Annotated in this window: 17 protein-coding genes; 12 read left to right on the forward strand and 5 right to left on the reverse strand. The window is 36.8% G+C overall.

Annotation, left to right across the window (positions count from 1 at the left end; genetic code table 11):
* The first annotated feature begins 47 nt into the window (after positions 1–47).
* Together clpX and yihA are read left to right on the forward strand one after the other, a co-directional pair.
* The gene (gene clpX / locus KQI94_RS02960) at positions 48–1301 is read left to right on the forward strand and encodes an ATP-dependent Clp protease ATP-binding subunit ClpX (RefSeq protein WP_002369209.1); all 1254 of its coding nucleotides are present in this window, start codon (positions 48–50) and stop codon (positions 1299–1301) included.
* Between the two features lie 97 nt (positions 1302–1398).
* Entirely contained in the window at positions 1399–1980 is a 582-nt protein-coding gene (gene yihA, locus KQI94_RS02965) for a ribosome biogenesis GTP-binding protein YihA/YsxC (protein ID WP_002357155.1), read from the forward strand.
* Between the two features lie 16 nt (positions 1981–1996).
* On the opposite strand, the gene KQI94_RS02970 is transcribed toward yihA, so the two are convergent.
* Complete coding sequence (locus KQI94_RS02970; protein WP_002357156.1) at positions 1997–2149, reverse strand: SPJ_0845 family protein; 153 nt, start codon at positions 2147–2149, stop codon at positions 1997–1999.
* Between the two features lie 177 nt (positions 2150–2326).
* Here KQI94_RS02970 and yidD point away from each other — a divergent pair, with 177 nt between their 5' ends.
* Together yidD and KQI94_RS02980 are read left to right on the forward strand one after the other, a co-directional pair.
* Positions 2327–2629 carry a membrane protein insertion efficiency factor YidD gene (gene yidD / locus KQI94_RS02975; protein WP_002357157.1) on the forward strand — a complete coding sequence of 101 codons (303 nt, stop codon included), beginning with the start codon at positions 2327–2329 and terminating at the stop codon, positions 2627–2629.
* A 2-nt stretch (positions 2630–2631) separates the two neighbouring features.
* Entirely contained in the window at positions 2632–3513 is an 882-nt protein-coding gene (locus KQI94_RS02980; RefSeq protein ID WP_002360061.1) for an ROK family protein, read from the forward strand.
* Between the two features lie 40 nt (positions 3514–3553).
* Here the strand turns inward: KQI94_RS02980 and KQI94_RS02985 are convergent, their stop codons facing one another.
* The gene (locus tag KQI94_RS02985; protein WP_002365791.1) at positions 3554–4165 is read right to left on the reverse strand and encodes an aromatic acid exporter family protein; all 612 of its coding nucleotides are present in this window, start codon (positions 4163–4165) and stop codon (positions 3554–3556) included.
* Between the two features lie 102 nt (positions 4166–4267).
* Between KQI94_RS02985 and KQI94_RS02990 the strand changes: the two genes are divergently transcribed.
* The 5 genes from KQI94_RS02990 (at position 4268) to KQI94_RS03010 (ending at position 9152) form a co-directional block, all read left to right on the forward strand.
* Positions 4268–5227 carry an aromatic acid exporter family protein gene (locus KQI94_RS02990; protein WP_002360063.1) on the forward strand — a complete coding sequence of 320 codons (960 nt, stop codon included), beginning with the start codon at positions 4268–4270 and terminating at the stop codon, positions 5225–5227.
* Between the two features lie 117 nt (positions 5228–5344).
* On the forward strand, positions 5345–6298 hold the full coding sequence (locus KQI94_RS02995; RefSeq protein WP_002360064.1) for a hypothetical protein: 954 nt from the start codon (positions 5345–5347) through the stop codon (positions 6296–6298).
* Positions 6299–6452: 154 nt separating this feature from the next.
* Positions 6453–7790: a UDP-N-acetylmuramate--L-alanine ligase gene (gene murC / locus KQI94_RS03000; RefSeq protein WP_002357163.1), complete on the forward strand. Its 1338-nt coding sequence runs from the start codon at positions 6453–6455 to the stop codon at positions 7788–7790.
* A 197-nt stretch (positions 7791–7987) separates the two neighbouring features.
* Complete coding sequence (locus tag KQI94_RS03005) at positions 7988–8473, forward strand: MaoC/PaaZ C-terminal domain-containing protein (RefSeq protein ID WP_002357164.1); 486 nt, start codon at positions 7988–7990, stop codon at positions 8471–8473.
* Complete coding sequence (locus KQI94_RS03010) at positions 8466–9152, forward strand: Bax inhibitor-1/YccA family protein (protein WP_002357165.1); 687 nt, start codon at positions 8466–8468, stop codon at positions 9150–9152. The genes KQI94_RS03005 and KQI94_RS03010 overlap by 8 nt, the downstream gene beginning before the upstream one ends.
* A 188-nt stretch (positions 9153–9340) precedes the next feature.
* Here KQI94_RS03010 and KQI94_RS03015 read toward each other — a convergent pair whose 3' ends face one another.
* The 3 genes from KQI94_RS03015 to KQI94_RS03025 form a co-directional block, all read right to left on the reverse strand.
* The gene (locus KQI94_RS03015) at positions 9341–11143 is read right to left on the reverse strand and encodes a glycerophosphodiester phosphodiesterase (RefSeq protein WP_002369211.1); all 1803 of its coding nucleotides are present in this window, start codon (positions 11141–11143) and stop codon (positions 9341–9343) included.
* A gap of 100 nt (positions 11144–11243) precedes the next feature.
* The gene (locus KQI94_RS03020; RefSeq protein WP_002357169.1) at positions 11244–11843 is read right to left on the reverse strand and encodes a VTT domain-containing protein; all 600 of its coding nucleotides are present in this window, start codon (positions 11841–11843) and stop codon (positions 11244–11246) included.
* A gap of 230 nt (positions 11844–12073) precedes the next feature.
* Positions 12074–12448: a VOC family protein gene (locus tag KQI94_RS03025; RefSeq protein WP_002383105.1), complete on the reverse strand. Its 375-nt coding sequence runs from the start codon at positions 12446–12448 to the stop codon at positions 12074–12076.
* Positions 12449–12644: 196 nt separating this feature from the next.
* Between KQI94_RS03025 and KQI94_RS03030 the strand changes: the two genes are divergently transcribed.
* From KQI94_RS03030 to trmD, 3 genes are all read left to right on the forward strand, one after another.
* The gene (locus KQI94_RS03030) at positions 12645–14006 is read left to right on the forward strand and encodes an Nramp family divalent metal transporter (protein WP_002369213.1); all 1362 of its coding nucleotides are present in this window, start codon (positions 12645–12647) and stop codon (positions 14004–14006) included.
* A gap of 107 nt (positions 14007–14113) precedes the next feature.
* Positions 14114–14638, forward strand: a complete 525-nt coding sequence (gene rimM, locus KQI94_RS03035) for a ribosome maturation factor RimM (RefSeq protein ID WP_002369214.1) — start codon at positions 14114–14116, stop codon at positions 14636–14638.
* Complete coding sequence (gene trmD / locus KQI94_RS03040; protein WP_002381776.1) at positions 14628–15368, forward strand: tRNA (guanosine(37)-N1)-methyltransferase TrmD; 741 nt, start codon at positions 14628–14630, stop codon at positions 15366–15368. Before rimM ends, trmD begins: the two co-directional genes overlap by 11 nt.
* Positions 15369–15453: the final 85 nt, after the last annotated feature.

A 15453-nucleotide genomic window follows, 5' to 3' on the forward strand; every position in this document is an offset into this window, starting at 1 on the left:
GAGACTGTGATGACAGTCATTTTTTGATTTTTAGAGGGGTGACGAACATGTACGACAATACGGATAATAACGGGACCGTTCGTTGTTCATTTTGTGGGAAAACACAAGAAGAAGTAAAAAAAATTGTTGCTGGTCCGGGTGTCTATATTTGTAATGAATGTATTGATCTATGTAAAGAGATTATTGATGAAGAATTTTATGATGAAGCAGTCCGAGAATTAACGGATGTGCCAAAACCCCAAGAAATTTTAAATGTTTTAAATGAATATGTTATTGGACAAGAACGTGCAAAACGCACACTTTCTGTTGCTGTTTACAATCACTATAAACGTGTGAATCAATCAGAAACAGCTGCAACTCAAGATGACGTTGAATTGCAAAAAAGTAACATTTGTTTAATTGGACCAACAGGTTCAGGTAAAACTTTCTTGGCTCAAACGTTAGCAAAAACATTAAATGTACCTTTTGCAATCGCTGATGCGACCAGTTTAACAGAAGCAGGTTATGTAGGGGAAGATGTTGAAAATATCCTTTTAAAATTACTACAATCTGCTGACTATAATGTTGAACGCGCGGAAAAGGGCATTATCTATATTGATGAGATTGATAAAATTGCCCGTAAGAGTGAAAATGTTTCGATTACTCGAGATGTTTCAGGTGAGGGTGTTCAACAAGCCTTACTAAAAATTCTTGAAGGAACAGTTGCAAGTGTACCACCACAAGGGGGCCGCAAACATCCACATCAAGAATTTATCCAAATTGACACAACGAATGTTCTCTTCATCGTTGGTGGAGCATTTGATGGAATTGAAACCATTGTTAAAAACCGCTTAGGCAAAAAAACTATTGGTTTTGGTAAAACCAATTCTGCTTTAAATGAAGAAGAAAGCATCATGCAGCATATTATTCCAGAAGATTTATTGAAATTTGGTTTAATTCCAGAATTTATTGGACGCTTACCTGTAATGGCTGCGCTTGATAAATTAACGAATGATGATTTGGTTCGAATTTTAACAGAACCGAAGAATGCCTTGGTGAAACAATATCAAAAATTATTGTCTCTTGATGACACTAAATTAGAATTTGAACCAGAAGCATTAAAAGCCATCGCAGCCAAAGCCATTGAACGTAATACTGGCGCACGCGGACTTCGTTCAATCATTGAAGAAATTATGATGGACGTAATGTTTGATGTTCCTTCAGATGAAAGCATTGAAAAAGTTATCATTACTAAAATGGCAGCTGAAGGTACCGGTAAACCAACAATTATTTATAACAAAAAAGATAAAGAAGCTGTATAAGATTGAAGCTGAAAACAGCTCTTTCGGCGGATCTCCGAAAGAGCTGTTTTTGTTAAGCTTTTGAATGAAAGACTGAATAGAAGAACGGAGGAAAACAATGAACGTACATAATGCAGAAATCGTGATTAGTGCGGTATCCCCTAAACAATACCCTGAATCTCAGTTACCGGAGATTGCTTTAGCTGGACGTTCGAACGTTGGGAAATCATCTTTTATTAATACCTTGATTAATCGTAAAAATTTAGCAAGAACTTCAGGCAAACCTGGTAAAACGCAAACGCTAAATTTTTATTTAATTGAGGATGCCTTACACTTTGTGGATGTTCCTGGCTATGGTTATGCCAAAGTTTCTAAAACAGAACGTGCGAAGTGGGGAAAAATGATTGAAACGTATATCACGCAACGTGAGCAATTACGTGCAGTCGTTTCTTTAATTGATTTACGTCATCCGCCGACCCAAGATGATATCCAAATGTATGAATTTTTGAAATACTATGATTTGCCAGTTATTATTGTAGCAACTAAGGCAGACAAAATTCCGCGGGGCAAATGGAACAAACACGAGAGTGTCATCAAAAAAGCCTTGAATTTTGATAAACAAGATGACTTTATTATTTTCTCTTCTGAAACAAAAGAAGGAAAAGAAGCAGCTTGGACAGCAATTGAAAAATTTCTATAGAAAAAAACAAGCAAAATTACTCTTTTGCTTGTTTTTTTGCTTCTTCTTTTTTTACTTCTTGTCGTTGTTTTGCCAGTTCTTCAAGAGGTACTTCTTTCTTTAATGGATCAACGGCGAAAGAATCGAAGAGTTTATCTAAGTCATTGGAACGTTCAAATTTTAATCCCATTTACTAAGCCTCCATTCCTTTTTTTATAGTGTAGCACGTTTTTTTTCATTTGGATAGCAACAGAAATGTAAGAATTCGTCATAGGTGCACCTGGTGTAATTTCTCGTAACTAAGACTTGCCAAACATGAAAAAACAAGCTATTCTTTAGTAAGAATTAGTTAGAAAGAAGGCACTTTATGAAAAATCCGTTAATCGGCGGTGTTCGTTTTTATCAACGATTTATTTCTCCAGGATTGCCTGCACGTTGTCGCTATTACCCAACGTGTTCACAATATATGATTGATGCAATTCATACACATGGAAGTGTCAAAGGAACAACGATGGGGGTAGCACGGATTTTACGATGTCATCCTTTTGTTAAAGGCGGCATTGACTATGTTCCGTTGAAATTTCGCTTGACGAAAAATCCTGATGAGACCTATCATGGACCGTATACGTATCGAAGAAATAAGAAAACAGAAGTAGAAAAGGATGGATAAATATGGCAATTTTAGCATTTGATCTTGGCGGTTCTTCCGTGAAATACGGCGTTTGGACAGGCAAAGAATTAACAAATCAAGGGAGCTTTCCAACACCTGGCTCTTGGGAAGAAATGAAAGCGCATTTATATTCGGTTTATGCAGACAAAAGAAATGAGTCGATTAGTGGTGTTGCTTTTAGTTCACCTGGAGTAGTTGACGAAAAAAGTCAACAGATTTTAGGGATTTCCGCCATTCCATATATTCATCATTTTAACATTTATGAAGAATTAGAAGCGTTGTTTGGCTTACCAGTGACTATCGAAAATGATGCGAATTGTGCTGGTTTAGCTGAGATATATGAAGGCGCGGCGAAAGGGAAAAAAGAAGTGCTTTTTGTCGTTATTGGGACAGGAATTGGCGGAGCGATTTTTCGCAATGGTGAATTGTACAAAGGCGCTCATTTATATGGAGGCGAGTTTGGACTGAACTTTTTAAGTAATGGCCAAACATTCAGTGAAATTGGCACAGCTGTCAAAATGGCTCAGCGCTATTGTGAACGAATTGGAGTCGAAAAACAGGCGGTGACAGGAGAAGAAGTTTTTGAACTGGCACAACGAGGGGATGAGATTGCTCGCGAAGAAGTCAATAATTTTTATGATTATTTAACACAAGGATTATTCGGCTTACAGTTTTCTTATGATCCTGAAATGATTGTACTCGGAGGCGGTGTTTCTGCTAAAGAAGGCTTATTAGCAGAGATTAATCGCCGGATGCTAACGCATTTACAAACCTTTGAATTAAAAGATTTTGTTCCAGAAATCGTGACCTGCCATTATCAAAATGATGCCAACTTGATTGGCGCAGCCGCCAACTTTCAAGCAAAAACGAATTGGGAACTATAAAGAAACAGCCGATTGTTATTCTCTTCAATCGGCTGTTTCTTTATTTATTTGCCTTGTCATCAGTGTTTTCTTCTGCAGCAATCCGCGCTTGAACTTGTTGACGTAAAGCTTCTAGTTCTTTTTCTTTCTTTTCTAATTCAGCTAAATCTTCAGAAATTTCATGGGCTTCTTCTGCTGGCTTAGGTTGTAAAAAGACGTTTAAACCAATCGCTATAAAGGTCCCAATGAATGTATCCAACACACGTTCCATTGCATATTGAAAGGAATCGCTTTGCGGAATACTTAAAGAAATCATTAAAAGTGTCGCAGTTGCAGAAATGATCCCAGCATTGTTATTAATCCCATCAGAAACAACGATGACGATAATGACTAAAAGTGGTAGTAGCAGTAATTCTACTAAGTGTTGATTAGGAAAATAATCTTGTGCTAATACATAAAGCAAAGCTAAAAAGCCACCCAATGTGTTTCCAATAATGCGCGATTTTCCAAAAGACAAACTGGTATTTAAATCTTGTCTTAGCGAAAAAACAGCTGCTAAACAGGCAATCATAGGTGAGCCACGATGGAAAAATTGAAATAAAAGAATACACAGCATGACAGCAATTGCTGTTTTTAACGTTCGCATGCCTAAACGAAATCGACCCACTATCATAAATATTCGCTCCTAAATAACTTTTCTCTTTAATGATAACCGAAATAGAGGTAAAATTACTAGAGAAAAGTGAAGAATTATTATTTTTTAAGGGGAGTATGCATGAAAATTGGTTTACGAACAGTCAAGACAGCCATTAGCGCTGCATTAGCAATGATTATTGCGGAAAAACTGGGATTACTTTATGCCCCTTCGGCAGGGATTATTTCAGTTTTAAGTGTTACTAGCACGAAAAAAACATCTGTCATGACAGGAATTTATCGTTTGTTATCCTTAGCTTTAGCAACTATTTTAGCGTATATTTGTTTTACTTTTTTAGGTTTTACAGCGATTGCTTTTGGTATTTTTTTATTATTATTTATTCCAGCAGCCGTGTATTTTCAATTATCTGATGGGATTGTTGTGAGTTCCGTTTTGGTAACTCATTATTTAGTCGAAAAAAATCTTTCTTGGGCGATTATTGGAAATGAGTTTTTATTAATGAGTATTGGTGTGGGACTAGCGTTATTAGCTAATTCTTATATGCCTGATACAGAAAAACGTTTAAGAGAAGACCAAGAAGTCATTGAAACAATGTTTCGTAAAATTTTAAGGGAAATGGCGCTACATTTAAACAACGCTGCAGGAGAGCGAAATTTGGTCATGCATTGTGCAGATTTAAAAACCTTTATTCGTACAGGTGAGACGTGGGCCAAAAATCATGCCGAGAATCAATTGCTGTCTACCAATACGTACTATTTAGAGTACTTTGCGATGAGAAAAATGCAAAGTAATATTCTAAAAAACATGTTGGAATTATTAGAAGATATTACTGTTGATGCGCAACAAGTTCGCTATATTCAACAATTATTGGAATATACGGCAGAAACATTTGCAGAGAATAATGATGGACAAGAAATTATGAATCGAATTAAGACCGTTTATGAAACCTATCGCACAAAACCATTGCCGCAAACAAGAAGTGAATTTGAAAATCGGGCGCGACTCTTTCAGTTTTTACAATTGTTTCAGTCATTCATTCAAGTCAAAGCGGACTTTGCCAAATTACAACTAGATAAATAAACAGAAAAAGAAACCTTTTTAAACAGAGGTTTCTTTTTTGTTCTCTTAAAAATTCAGGCAAGTTCTTTAGTATTCATTGAGAATGTGTTAAACTAATGAGAAAGAAAAATAAAAGGAATGACCGCAATGGATAATGCTCAAGTGAAGAGAAAACATTTCCGTTTTCCAGCTTATGATGATGAACAGGGCGTAAAATTACCAACAGATAATGAACGTAACTTATTTCAAGATGATCTGATTGGTAAAGCAATGTCTGGTAGCAGAAGAACTGCAACATCTGCCGAAGATACTAGACAAAGCACACCATCCGTCCAACAACCAACAACGAATCAATCAACTACAAATAAACAAACACAACAATTAACGGCAGCACAACAAGAGCAATTAGCACGTCATCGTTCTAATTTGCCAGACTATACAAAACATGCTAGTAAAGCAACGAAAAATAAACAAGCAACGAAAAAAAATAATAGCCTTTTTGGGACACCAAAAGGAAATGGCTGGACACAAACGTATAAAAAAAAAGAAGTCGTAGCGAAACCAAGTAGACCTGCCGCATCACCATTAGTGCAAAAAACGACACCTTCTTATTTTGTTCCTAAATATATCCCGGCTTCTGTGATTCCTGAGGAACAGGAACCTAGTTTTACTGAAGAAGAGTTGCTAAAAGCAATGAAAAAAGATCGTCGTTCATATGTCATTCTTGATGATGAACCAACGGCTTTTCAAGTGAAAGATACGGAAGAAGATCCAACGGTGCGGAAATTTAATATTCCAACCTCAGAACCTGAGATTCCTTTAACTAGACGACAATATCAACAAATCAAACCAGACTTAGAACGTTTTGGCGAAGATGCGTTAGATTTACGTTCGCGTTCCCGTTTGAATGCCGCAAAGAAAAATGCTAAAAGTCAAACTGCTTATGGGAAAAAATTAGCTAAAGCGAATGCTCAAGTGGAGCCGGAAGCACCTGTGACAGAAGAGAAGAAAAAGGGCATCTTGGATAAACCATTAAGCGGGATGCTAGAAGATTCAAGTTCTGTATTAGAAAACAGTAAATATTTTAGTTAAGAGATGAAACTTGCATGTGGATTTGAAACATGTAAGTTTTTTATTCTGTTTTAATAGTTGATTATTTTTTTGTTTTATACGATAATGAATCTCGTATGATTGAAATTTTTTTAAAAAAGGTATGTTTTATATAGTGACAGAGAAGAGGATTATAATGGGAAATCAAGAGAACAAATTATACCATTTTGTCGGAATTAAAGGTTCTGGCATGAGCTCATTAGCGTTGGTCTTACACCAAAAAGGCTACAACGTTCAAGGATCAGACGTAGAAGAGTATTTCTTTACACAACGGGATCTTGAAAAATCAGGTGTCCCTATTTTACCATTTAATGCAGATAATATTGATAAAGACATGATTGTTATTGCTGGAAATGCTTTTCCAGATACCCATGAGGAAATCGCCCGCGCCATCGAATTAGGCGCAGAAGTAATTCGTTACCACGATTTCATTGCTCGTTTTATCGAACCGTACACAAGCATTGCTGTAACAGGGTCACATGGGAAAACAAGTACGACTGGTTTGCTAGCACATGTATTAAGTGGTATCAATCCAACTAGTTATTTAATAGGGGATGGCACTGGCCACGGCGAACCAGATGCTGATTTCTTTGCATTTGAAGCGTGTGAGTATCGCCGTCATTTCTTGGCTTATTCACCAGATTATGCGATTATGACGAATATCGATTTTGATCATCCAGATTACTACAAGAGCATTGAGGACGTTTTTTCAGCGTTCCAAACAATGGCTCATCAAGTCAAAAAAGGAATTTTTGCTTATGGTGATGATAAGTATCTTCGCCAGTTAGAATCAGAAGTGCCAGTTTATTATTATGGCGTCAGCGAAGAGGATGATATCCAAGCCCGAAATATTCAACGAACAACGGAAGGCTCATCTTTTGATGTTTATCACAAGGATGATTTTGTAGGTCATTTTGTCTTACCAGCATTTGGCCATCACAATATCATGAATGCGCTAGGTGTGATTGCTGTGGCTTATTTTGAAAAACTTGATATGCAAAAAGTCGCAGAAGAAATGCTAAGTTTTAAAGGTGTAAAACGTCGTTTTAGCGAGAAAAAAGTCAGTGACATGATTATTGTTGATGATTATGCGCACCATCCAGCTGAAATTAAAGCAACGATTGATGGCGCTCGCCAAAAATATCCTGACAAAGAAATTATTGCTGTCTTCCAGCCACATACATTTACACGAACAATTGCCTTAATGGATGAATTTGCTGAAGCACTGGATTTGGCAGATGAAGTATTCTTATGTAATATTTTTGGCTCTGCGCGTGAAACACAAGGCGAGGTACGCATTGAAGATTTAGGTGAAAAAATTCAAAAAGGTGGACAAGTAATTACCGAAGATAATGTGTCACCTTTACTAGATTTTGAAAATGCAGTGGTGGTCTTTATGGGTGCTGGCGACGTTCAGAAATTTGAACAAGCTTACGAAACATTACTAAGTAACACAACTAGAAACGTTTTATAAGAGAACATAAACAAAATCGGGACAGGGGTATCTGGCTTCAAAAAATAAGAAGCTGCTCCTGTTCCGTTGTTTTTTTTAGAATGCTAGCATGGTAGATAAGTTGGTTTTGTTTAAACATCCTTTAAAGACTACTTTTTAGCTTGCCTTTTAAGTACATTTTGGTACAATTATCTTATCAATAACGGAGGTGTACTAATTTGAATATCGGAAAACCGAGAAAATTAGGCAAAACCATCGAAGATATCGAAGAGGGAGATTCGTTGTCCTTGACAGAGTCAATTGAAGACAAGGACTTATTACTTTATTTGGGCTTGACCAATGATGCGAATCCTTTATATATCCAACATGATTATGCCCAAAAAACAGAATATGAAAAACCAATCGTACCATCAATTATGCTGATGGGAATTATCACTAGTGCGATTTCTAAACATTTACCAGGACCAGGTTCACATGTTGTGAATTTCTCTGTGAACTTTGTGGAACCCGTTTTTCATTACGAAACATTGACTTTCCAATTAGAAGTAATCAAAGTCGACAAAATGAAAGATGTGATTACCATTTCAGTTGAGGCTGTTAATGAGCAAGAAAATCGCGTGTTAGATGCAGTGGTGATGGTTCAACCACCCCAAGTGACGATTGATGAACTAACAGAGAAAGAAGGGACTTTAACTTATGAATAATCAAGAGTATATCCAAACTGGCACAGGTTTGAATAAATTTTATGCCAAAATTTACGGATTTTTAGCGTTAGGAATTGGTATTAGCGCAATCATGGCTTATGCAATGACAACTGTCTTTTTACCTGTTCTAGCTACTTTATTCCAATCAAGCTTAGCTTTTTGGATGATTTGGCTTGTTGAAATTGGCTTAGTTTTATATCTAGGCGCAAAAGCACAGAAAAATCCAACCATTGCGATTGCAGGATTTGTTGCGTATGCATTATTAAATGGTGTCACTTTATCCGTGACGTTATTAATGTATACTGGTGGAACAGTGGCCGGCGCATTTTTAAGTGCAGCAGCTACCTTTGGCGCGATGTCATTAGTAGGTGTCTTTACGAAGAAAGACCTATCAGCAGTTGGTCATGCCGCTTATAGTGCCTTAATCGGAATCATCATTGCGATGTTGCTAAATATGTTCCTTTTACACAGTAATGCTGTAGAATTCTTTATTTCCATTTTAATGGTCCTAATTTTCTCAGGGATTACTGCTTATGATAACCAACGTATACGCCAAGTCTATGCGCAAACAGGTGATCAAGCAGGTACTGGGATGGCCGTTTTCTTCGCATTACAATTATACCTTGACTTCATCAACTTATTCTTAGCTTTCTTAAGAATTTTTGGTAAAAACAACTAACATGAACGTAAAAGAGGTCGGGACAGAAGCGTTTAACTCCGAGAAATAAGAAGGAATTTCCGAAAATTGTTCTTTAATTTTTGGATAATTCCGGCTTATTTCCGAAGGAGTTGCTTCTGTTCCCGCCGTTTATCAGTTTTTGAGCGTGGAGCAAAAATCCAAAGTGATTTTTGTCCCACGCTCTTTTTTTAACCCATTCCAATAGCGAAATTCAACAGTTTATCGGAGTATGTTGGGTTTTCTAAATCGGTTTTCATTGTTTCGTTCAGTAGACTGAGCTGATCGGTAATGATGCCATCGACGCCATAAAAAATCATTCGTGTCATAACATCTTCATCATTTGCTGTCCAAGCATAAACCTTTTTCCCATCATGATGAGCGGCATTTACAAAGTTACGATTCATTGTACTGTATTCCATAGTAAAAAAGTCAACTGGCATTTTAGGCGGTCCCACAATGTTGAAAGGAATAACGTAGCCTACATAAAAGCGTGGTTCTTCTTTCTTTAAGGCCATCGCCGTATCATAGGTTAAGGTATGAAGGATATGGCCGTTTTCAAAAATATTTTCACGGTATTGTTTGACAAAGCGCTGTACTAAATCAGGGCTATCTTGAGGCGTGGTTTTGATTTCAATTAATAAACGTTGTTTTAATTGATTGGCTTTGGCTAAATAATCATCGAAAGAAACCATTTTAGCAGTTTGACCATTTTCTGTGACATTCATATTCGTTAATTCTTTAAGTGTTAATTGATTCGGTCGTTTATTAACGCCCGTTAACGCCCGTAAATTAAAATCGTGCATGACAATAAATTGATGGTCTTTGGTTTCTTGAATATCCATTTCAACATAATCAGGTTTTGCCTTATTGGTCTCGATTAAAGAGTCCAAGGTGTTTTGAACGCCATTGTTACCATTAACACCACGATGGGAGATGGTAACCGGTTTTCGGTCAGGTGTATGACTTAGGTAATTCGTATTATAGGTGCCTACACCAATTCCGAAGATGATTGCAATCAAACAAAAAAGAACGACTCTGAAGGTGGTCCATTCTACCCGAACCTCTGATTTCGGGGTGAACCATTCTGGCGTGTCAGGCAAAATCCCTTCATCTTCCATATCATCAACAATAATGTAAAAAATAGCAACACTAGACAACACCAAGTTTAAGAGCATCATAACCTGAAGGAGTGTCATAGCGATGACAGCGCTAGGTAAAGACCACTCAGGTTTAAACGTTTCGACTGCGGTTTGACCTAAAAATATCAAGAAATAGCCAGCCGTAAAAATCCCTAAAACAGTTCCTCCAATGATAATAAATTGCCCTAAAATCTGGAAAAAGCGCCGCTTTGTAATTTGCCAACTACGTTTTAAAGACTCACGAAAACCAACATCACGTAAAATCAACTCTGGAAGGGCAAAAGCAAGTCGAATCGCTAAATATAAGATAATCAGTTCTAACAATACGAAACCAATAATAATAATGACGCGATTTGCAAAAATAAAATCTAAGATAAAGGCTGGAATCTTAACTCTTGTTAATAAATAAGAGCGGAAGGTTAACCCACTTAATGGTAAAATCAAAAAGAAATATGCCAGGAAAAACAGAAAGGTAATTCCTCGAACTTTTTTGATCTGAAGCAAGGTGCCGTGCAATAATTGCGTTAGAGTAATTGGTTGCTTTTTCTTAATAAAATAGACACTAAGCAATAAAAAGGTAAATTCAAAAAAGAGCGCCAGTAAAATTAACAGCCCAATTAGTAGAAAAGTCAAAAGGACATAGGGATGTTGCGTAGCAATTGCCCCTAAGTTATCGTAGGAAATATAATCAATCCCACCTTCTTTGAGTACCAATTTGGACAAACTTGTCAATAAAGGCAATAGAACGAATAACATAAATCCGTGCATCAAGAGCACATCGCGAAAATACGCCGTTGTCCCTTTAAGAAAATCTAGCGTATTCACAATACTATTTTTAAAATAACTAAACATCAAAAGTCCCCCAGTTTCTACCAAAATTCCATAATAAAAGGACTAAATCAAACTGACACAGGCAGAGTTTTGATTTAGTCCGTTCGCTTTTTTATTTATTTTACATTCCCAGTAAGCTAGTTAAAAATGTACCGCCATAAATTAACGCAAGACTATATAAATAGATAGAAGCAGGTTTTGCTAATAAAATAATCAGAGTAAATTTTTTCACAGACATTTTTGTTAAACCGGCCATTAAACAAAGCGCATCATCCGGTGCAATCGGGAAGAAAATTGCTAAAGCAAACAATCGTTCAAAACGTTTTTCATTGTCTAACCAACCGATATACTTGTTATATGTTTTATCACTGACAAGGCTCATAATGAATGGTTTCCCATAATTACGACCTAATAAGAAAATGATAATAGAGCCAAGTGCAATACCAACGTAATTATAGACGAAGCCCATTGTTGGCCCGAAAATCAAGACCCCTGCAGCACAGCTAACACCACCAGGAATAATCGGAATAACCACTTGAATAATCTGAATTAACATGAAAATAATCGGACCGAGAATGACAGATTGCCCTACTAGTCCTCTTAGTGCATTGATGTCCTTGAAGACACCTAATCGGATAAAATAGATGGTTGCAATTATGGTTGCAACAATGCCCAAAATGGAAATAATATTAACAATTTTTCTAGATAGGGTAACACTCACATTTCTCATCTCCTTTAGTTATACTCATCGTACTTTTAGTATATAACTTTTTATCAATAAAAAACATCGTTTGTTCTTTCTGCAAACGAACAAAGTTGTAAGATACACATCATTTGATAAGTTTATTATACAAAAAAAGAGACAGAAAAGACATCCTACTTAAGACCCATTCTGCACTAATCTTTCGAAAGAGAGTAAAAGAAACGAAAGTGGCGCATTTTTTAGTAATATTATAGAGGGGCAAAGAGTGAAATTAAATTTGCATCCACGTCTTTAATGATTGCGTATCGTTGGCCCCAAGGTGCATTCCAAGGTTCTTTAAAAACAATGTAACCAGCTTGGCTCATTTTTTTCACGGTGTTATCAACTTCTGCGGCCGTTTCACAAAGAAAAGCAAGTTCGATTTTATCGCCTTGCTGGCTAGGCGCAAACCCATAGACACCAGTAATCATTTGTAGTGAATTTAAAGAAATCCTGACGCCATTGTTTTGTAATTCTGTGTAATCAGGCGAAGCTTCTTCCAGCACGTTAAAACCTAGCGTTTGGTAAAAAGAGAGTGCTTGTGTCATATCGTTGACGATAATACCGACCATATCTAACTTCATCCTCATAACCTCCGATCTATGATAAAATAAGTGTAAGGGATTTTTTGGTAAAAACCAAACGATTTATAGCGAAAGTGCTTAAAAAATTAGAATGTAACAGTTTACAACGAAGAATAAGAAGACTATAATTATGTTAACTATTTTTAGGTGTGCCTAAAAGTGAAATGTGTGAACAAGATAGATTGAGGGATGTTGGATGAAAGAAAAGAAAACGGAAAAAATGCTTAATTATGCAAATGGACCTAGTTTAGAAGAGATAAATAATACCGTCGAGGTACCTAAAAACGCAAGCTTTTGGCGAACTTTGTTAGCCTATAGCGGACCTGGCGCTTTAGTGGCTGTTGGTTATATGGATCCAGGAAATTGGATTACGTCAATTGCTGGCGGAGCGGAATATAAGTACACGTTACTTAGTGTGATTTTGCTTTCTAGTTTAGTTGCCATGTTACTACAAAGTATGGCTGCGCGCTTAGGAATCGTGACAGGAATGGATTTAGCTCAAGCGACTAGAGAGCATACAAGTAAACGAACGGGCGTTGCCTTGTGGGTGGTGACGGAGTTAGCCATAATGGCTACAGATATCGCTGAGGTAATTGGTGGTGCCGTTGCTTTGCAATTATTATTTGGTTTTCCATTATTAATTGGTGTGTTGATAACAACGTTTGATGTTTTATTACTGTTGCTACTGACAAAGTTAGGCTTTCGCAAAATCGAAGCAATTGTTTCTTGTTTAATTGCAGTCATCTTTTTTGTTTTTGCTTATGAAGTGGCATTAGCAGATCCAAATGTTGGTGAAGTATTACGAGGTTTTATTCCAGACACAAAAATAGCGACAGATAAATCCATGTTATTTTTAGCCTTGGGGATCGTTGGAGCGACAGTCATGCCCCATAACTTATATTTGCATTCTTCCATTGCGCAAGCACGGAAATTTGATCGTAACGATGATGTTGAGAAAGCCAAAGCAATTCGTTTCACTACTTGGGATTCAAATATTCAATTAACTGTTGCTTTCGTCGTAAATTGTTTGTTGTTAATTTTAGGAGGAGCATTATTTTATGGAACCAACAGTGAATTAGGTAAATTTGTTGATTTATTTGATGCTCTGAAAAATCCAGATATTGTTGGTAATATTGCTAGCCCAGTGTTAAGTATTCTTTTTGCAATTGCTTTACTGGCTTCGGGTCAAAATTCAACGATTACAGGTACGCTGTCAGGACAAATTGTAATGGAAGGCTTTATCCATTTAAAAATGCCGTTGTGGGCACGACGAGTGTTAACTCGTTTGTTAGCAATTGTGCCAGTCATTATCTGTGTCATTATTTATGGCGGTAGCGAAACGGCTGTTGAAGACTTGTTACTTTATACGCAAGTTTTCCTAAGTATTGCTTTGCCAGTGTCGATTATTCCTTTAACGATGTATACAAGTGATAAAAAATTAATGGGCCAATTTGCGAATCCAGCGTGGGTGAAATTTTTAGCTTGGATTATTGCTATTGCCTTGACGTTATTGAATTTATTTTTAATTTATGGCACATTAACTGGTTTAACGAATTAATAAAAACAAAGGCTGACTAGAAAAGTTAGCCTTTGTTTTTTCATAGAATTTGCGCGTAAGAAATGGTAGAATAGGAAAGATGAAATACAAGGAAGAGAGGCTTTCACGTGACAGATTATTTAAATGTAGGAAAAATTGTGAACACACAAGGAATCAAAGGAGAAGTTCGAGTCATTTCGAAAACGGATTTTCCAGAAGAACGTTATCAAAAAGGGGCTATGTTACTACTATTTCAAGAGAAAAAAGCACCAATTGAATTGGTCGTGAAGTCCCACCGCAAGCATAAGAATTTTGACATTTTAAGCTTTGAAGGACATCCAAATATCAATGATGTTGAAAAATATCGTGACGGTATTTTAAAAGTTGCAAAAGACAATCTCGCTGAATTGGCAGAGGACGAATTTTATTATCACCAAATCATTGGTGCTACTGTTTACGATGAAACCGGCAGTGAACTGGGAAAAATTAAAGAAATTTTATCTCCTGGTGCGAATGATGTGTGGGTCGTCCAACGACCAAAGAAAAAAGATTTACTTTTACCGTATATTGAAGGCGTTGTTACAAAAGTCGACGTCGAAAATCAACGGATTGATGTGGACATTCCAGAAGGATTGATTGACGATGAGAATTGATGTATTAACTCTTTTTCCTAGAATGTTTGAAGGACCAATGGGGGAATCAATTATTGGGAAAGCTCGGGAAAAGCAGTTATTAGAATTGAATGTCTCTAATTTTCGCGATTTTTCAGATAACAAACACCAAACGGTCGATGATTATCCGTATGGCGGTGGCGCGGGGATGCTTTTAAAAGTACAACCGATCTATGATAACCTAAAGGCAATTGAAGAAGAGACAAACCAGCAACCAAAACGGGTCATCTTATTAGATCCAGCAGGAAAACCGTTTAATCAGAAAATGGCCGAGGAATTTTCACAAGAAGAACATTTAGTTTTTATTTGTGGACATTATGAAGGCTATGATGAGCGAATTCGCACGATGGTCACAGATGAAGTTTCATTGGGGGATTACGTTTTAACAGGGGGCGAATTAGGCGCAATGGTCATGATTGATGCGACAGTCCGTTTATTACCTGATGTCTTAGGTAACAATCTTTCTGCACAAACGGATTCACATTCCACTGGCCTATTAGAGCATCCACAATATACCAGACCTGCTATTTTCAACGATATGGAAGTCCCTGCCGTGCTAACGAATGGTAACCATAAATTAATTGCAGAATGGCAACTAAAAGAATCATTACGACGGACCTTTTTACGTCGACCTGACATGTTGGAATCAGTAGAAATGACGCCTGAAATGTTGAAGTTATTAGAGGAAATTAAACAAGAAGAGCAAAAATAAGGGAACTTTCAAGAAAATTCTCTTTACAGCTTATTTTGTCTGTGGTAAACTAATTTGGTGAGTGCAATGCGCTCTAACTATTACA

The organism is Enterococcus sp. S183_ASV_20, assembly GCF_018919685.1.
Taxonomy (GTDB): domain Bacteria; phylum Bacillota; class Bacilli; order Lactobacillales; family Enterococcaceae; genus Enterococcus; species Enterococcus faecalis.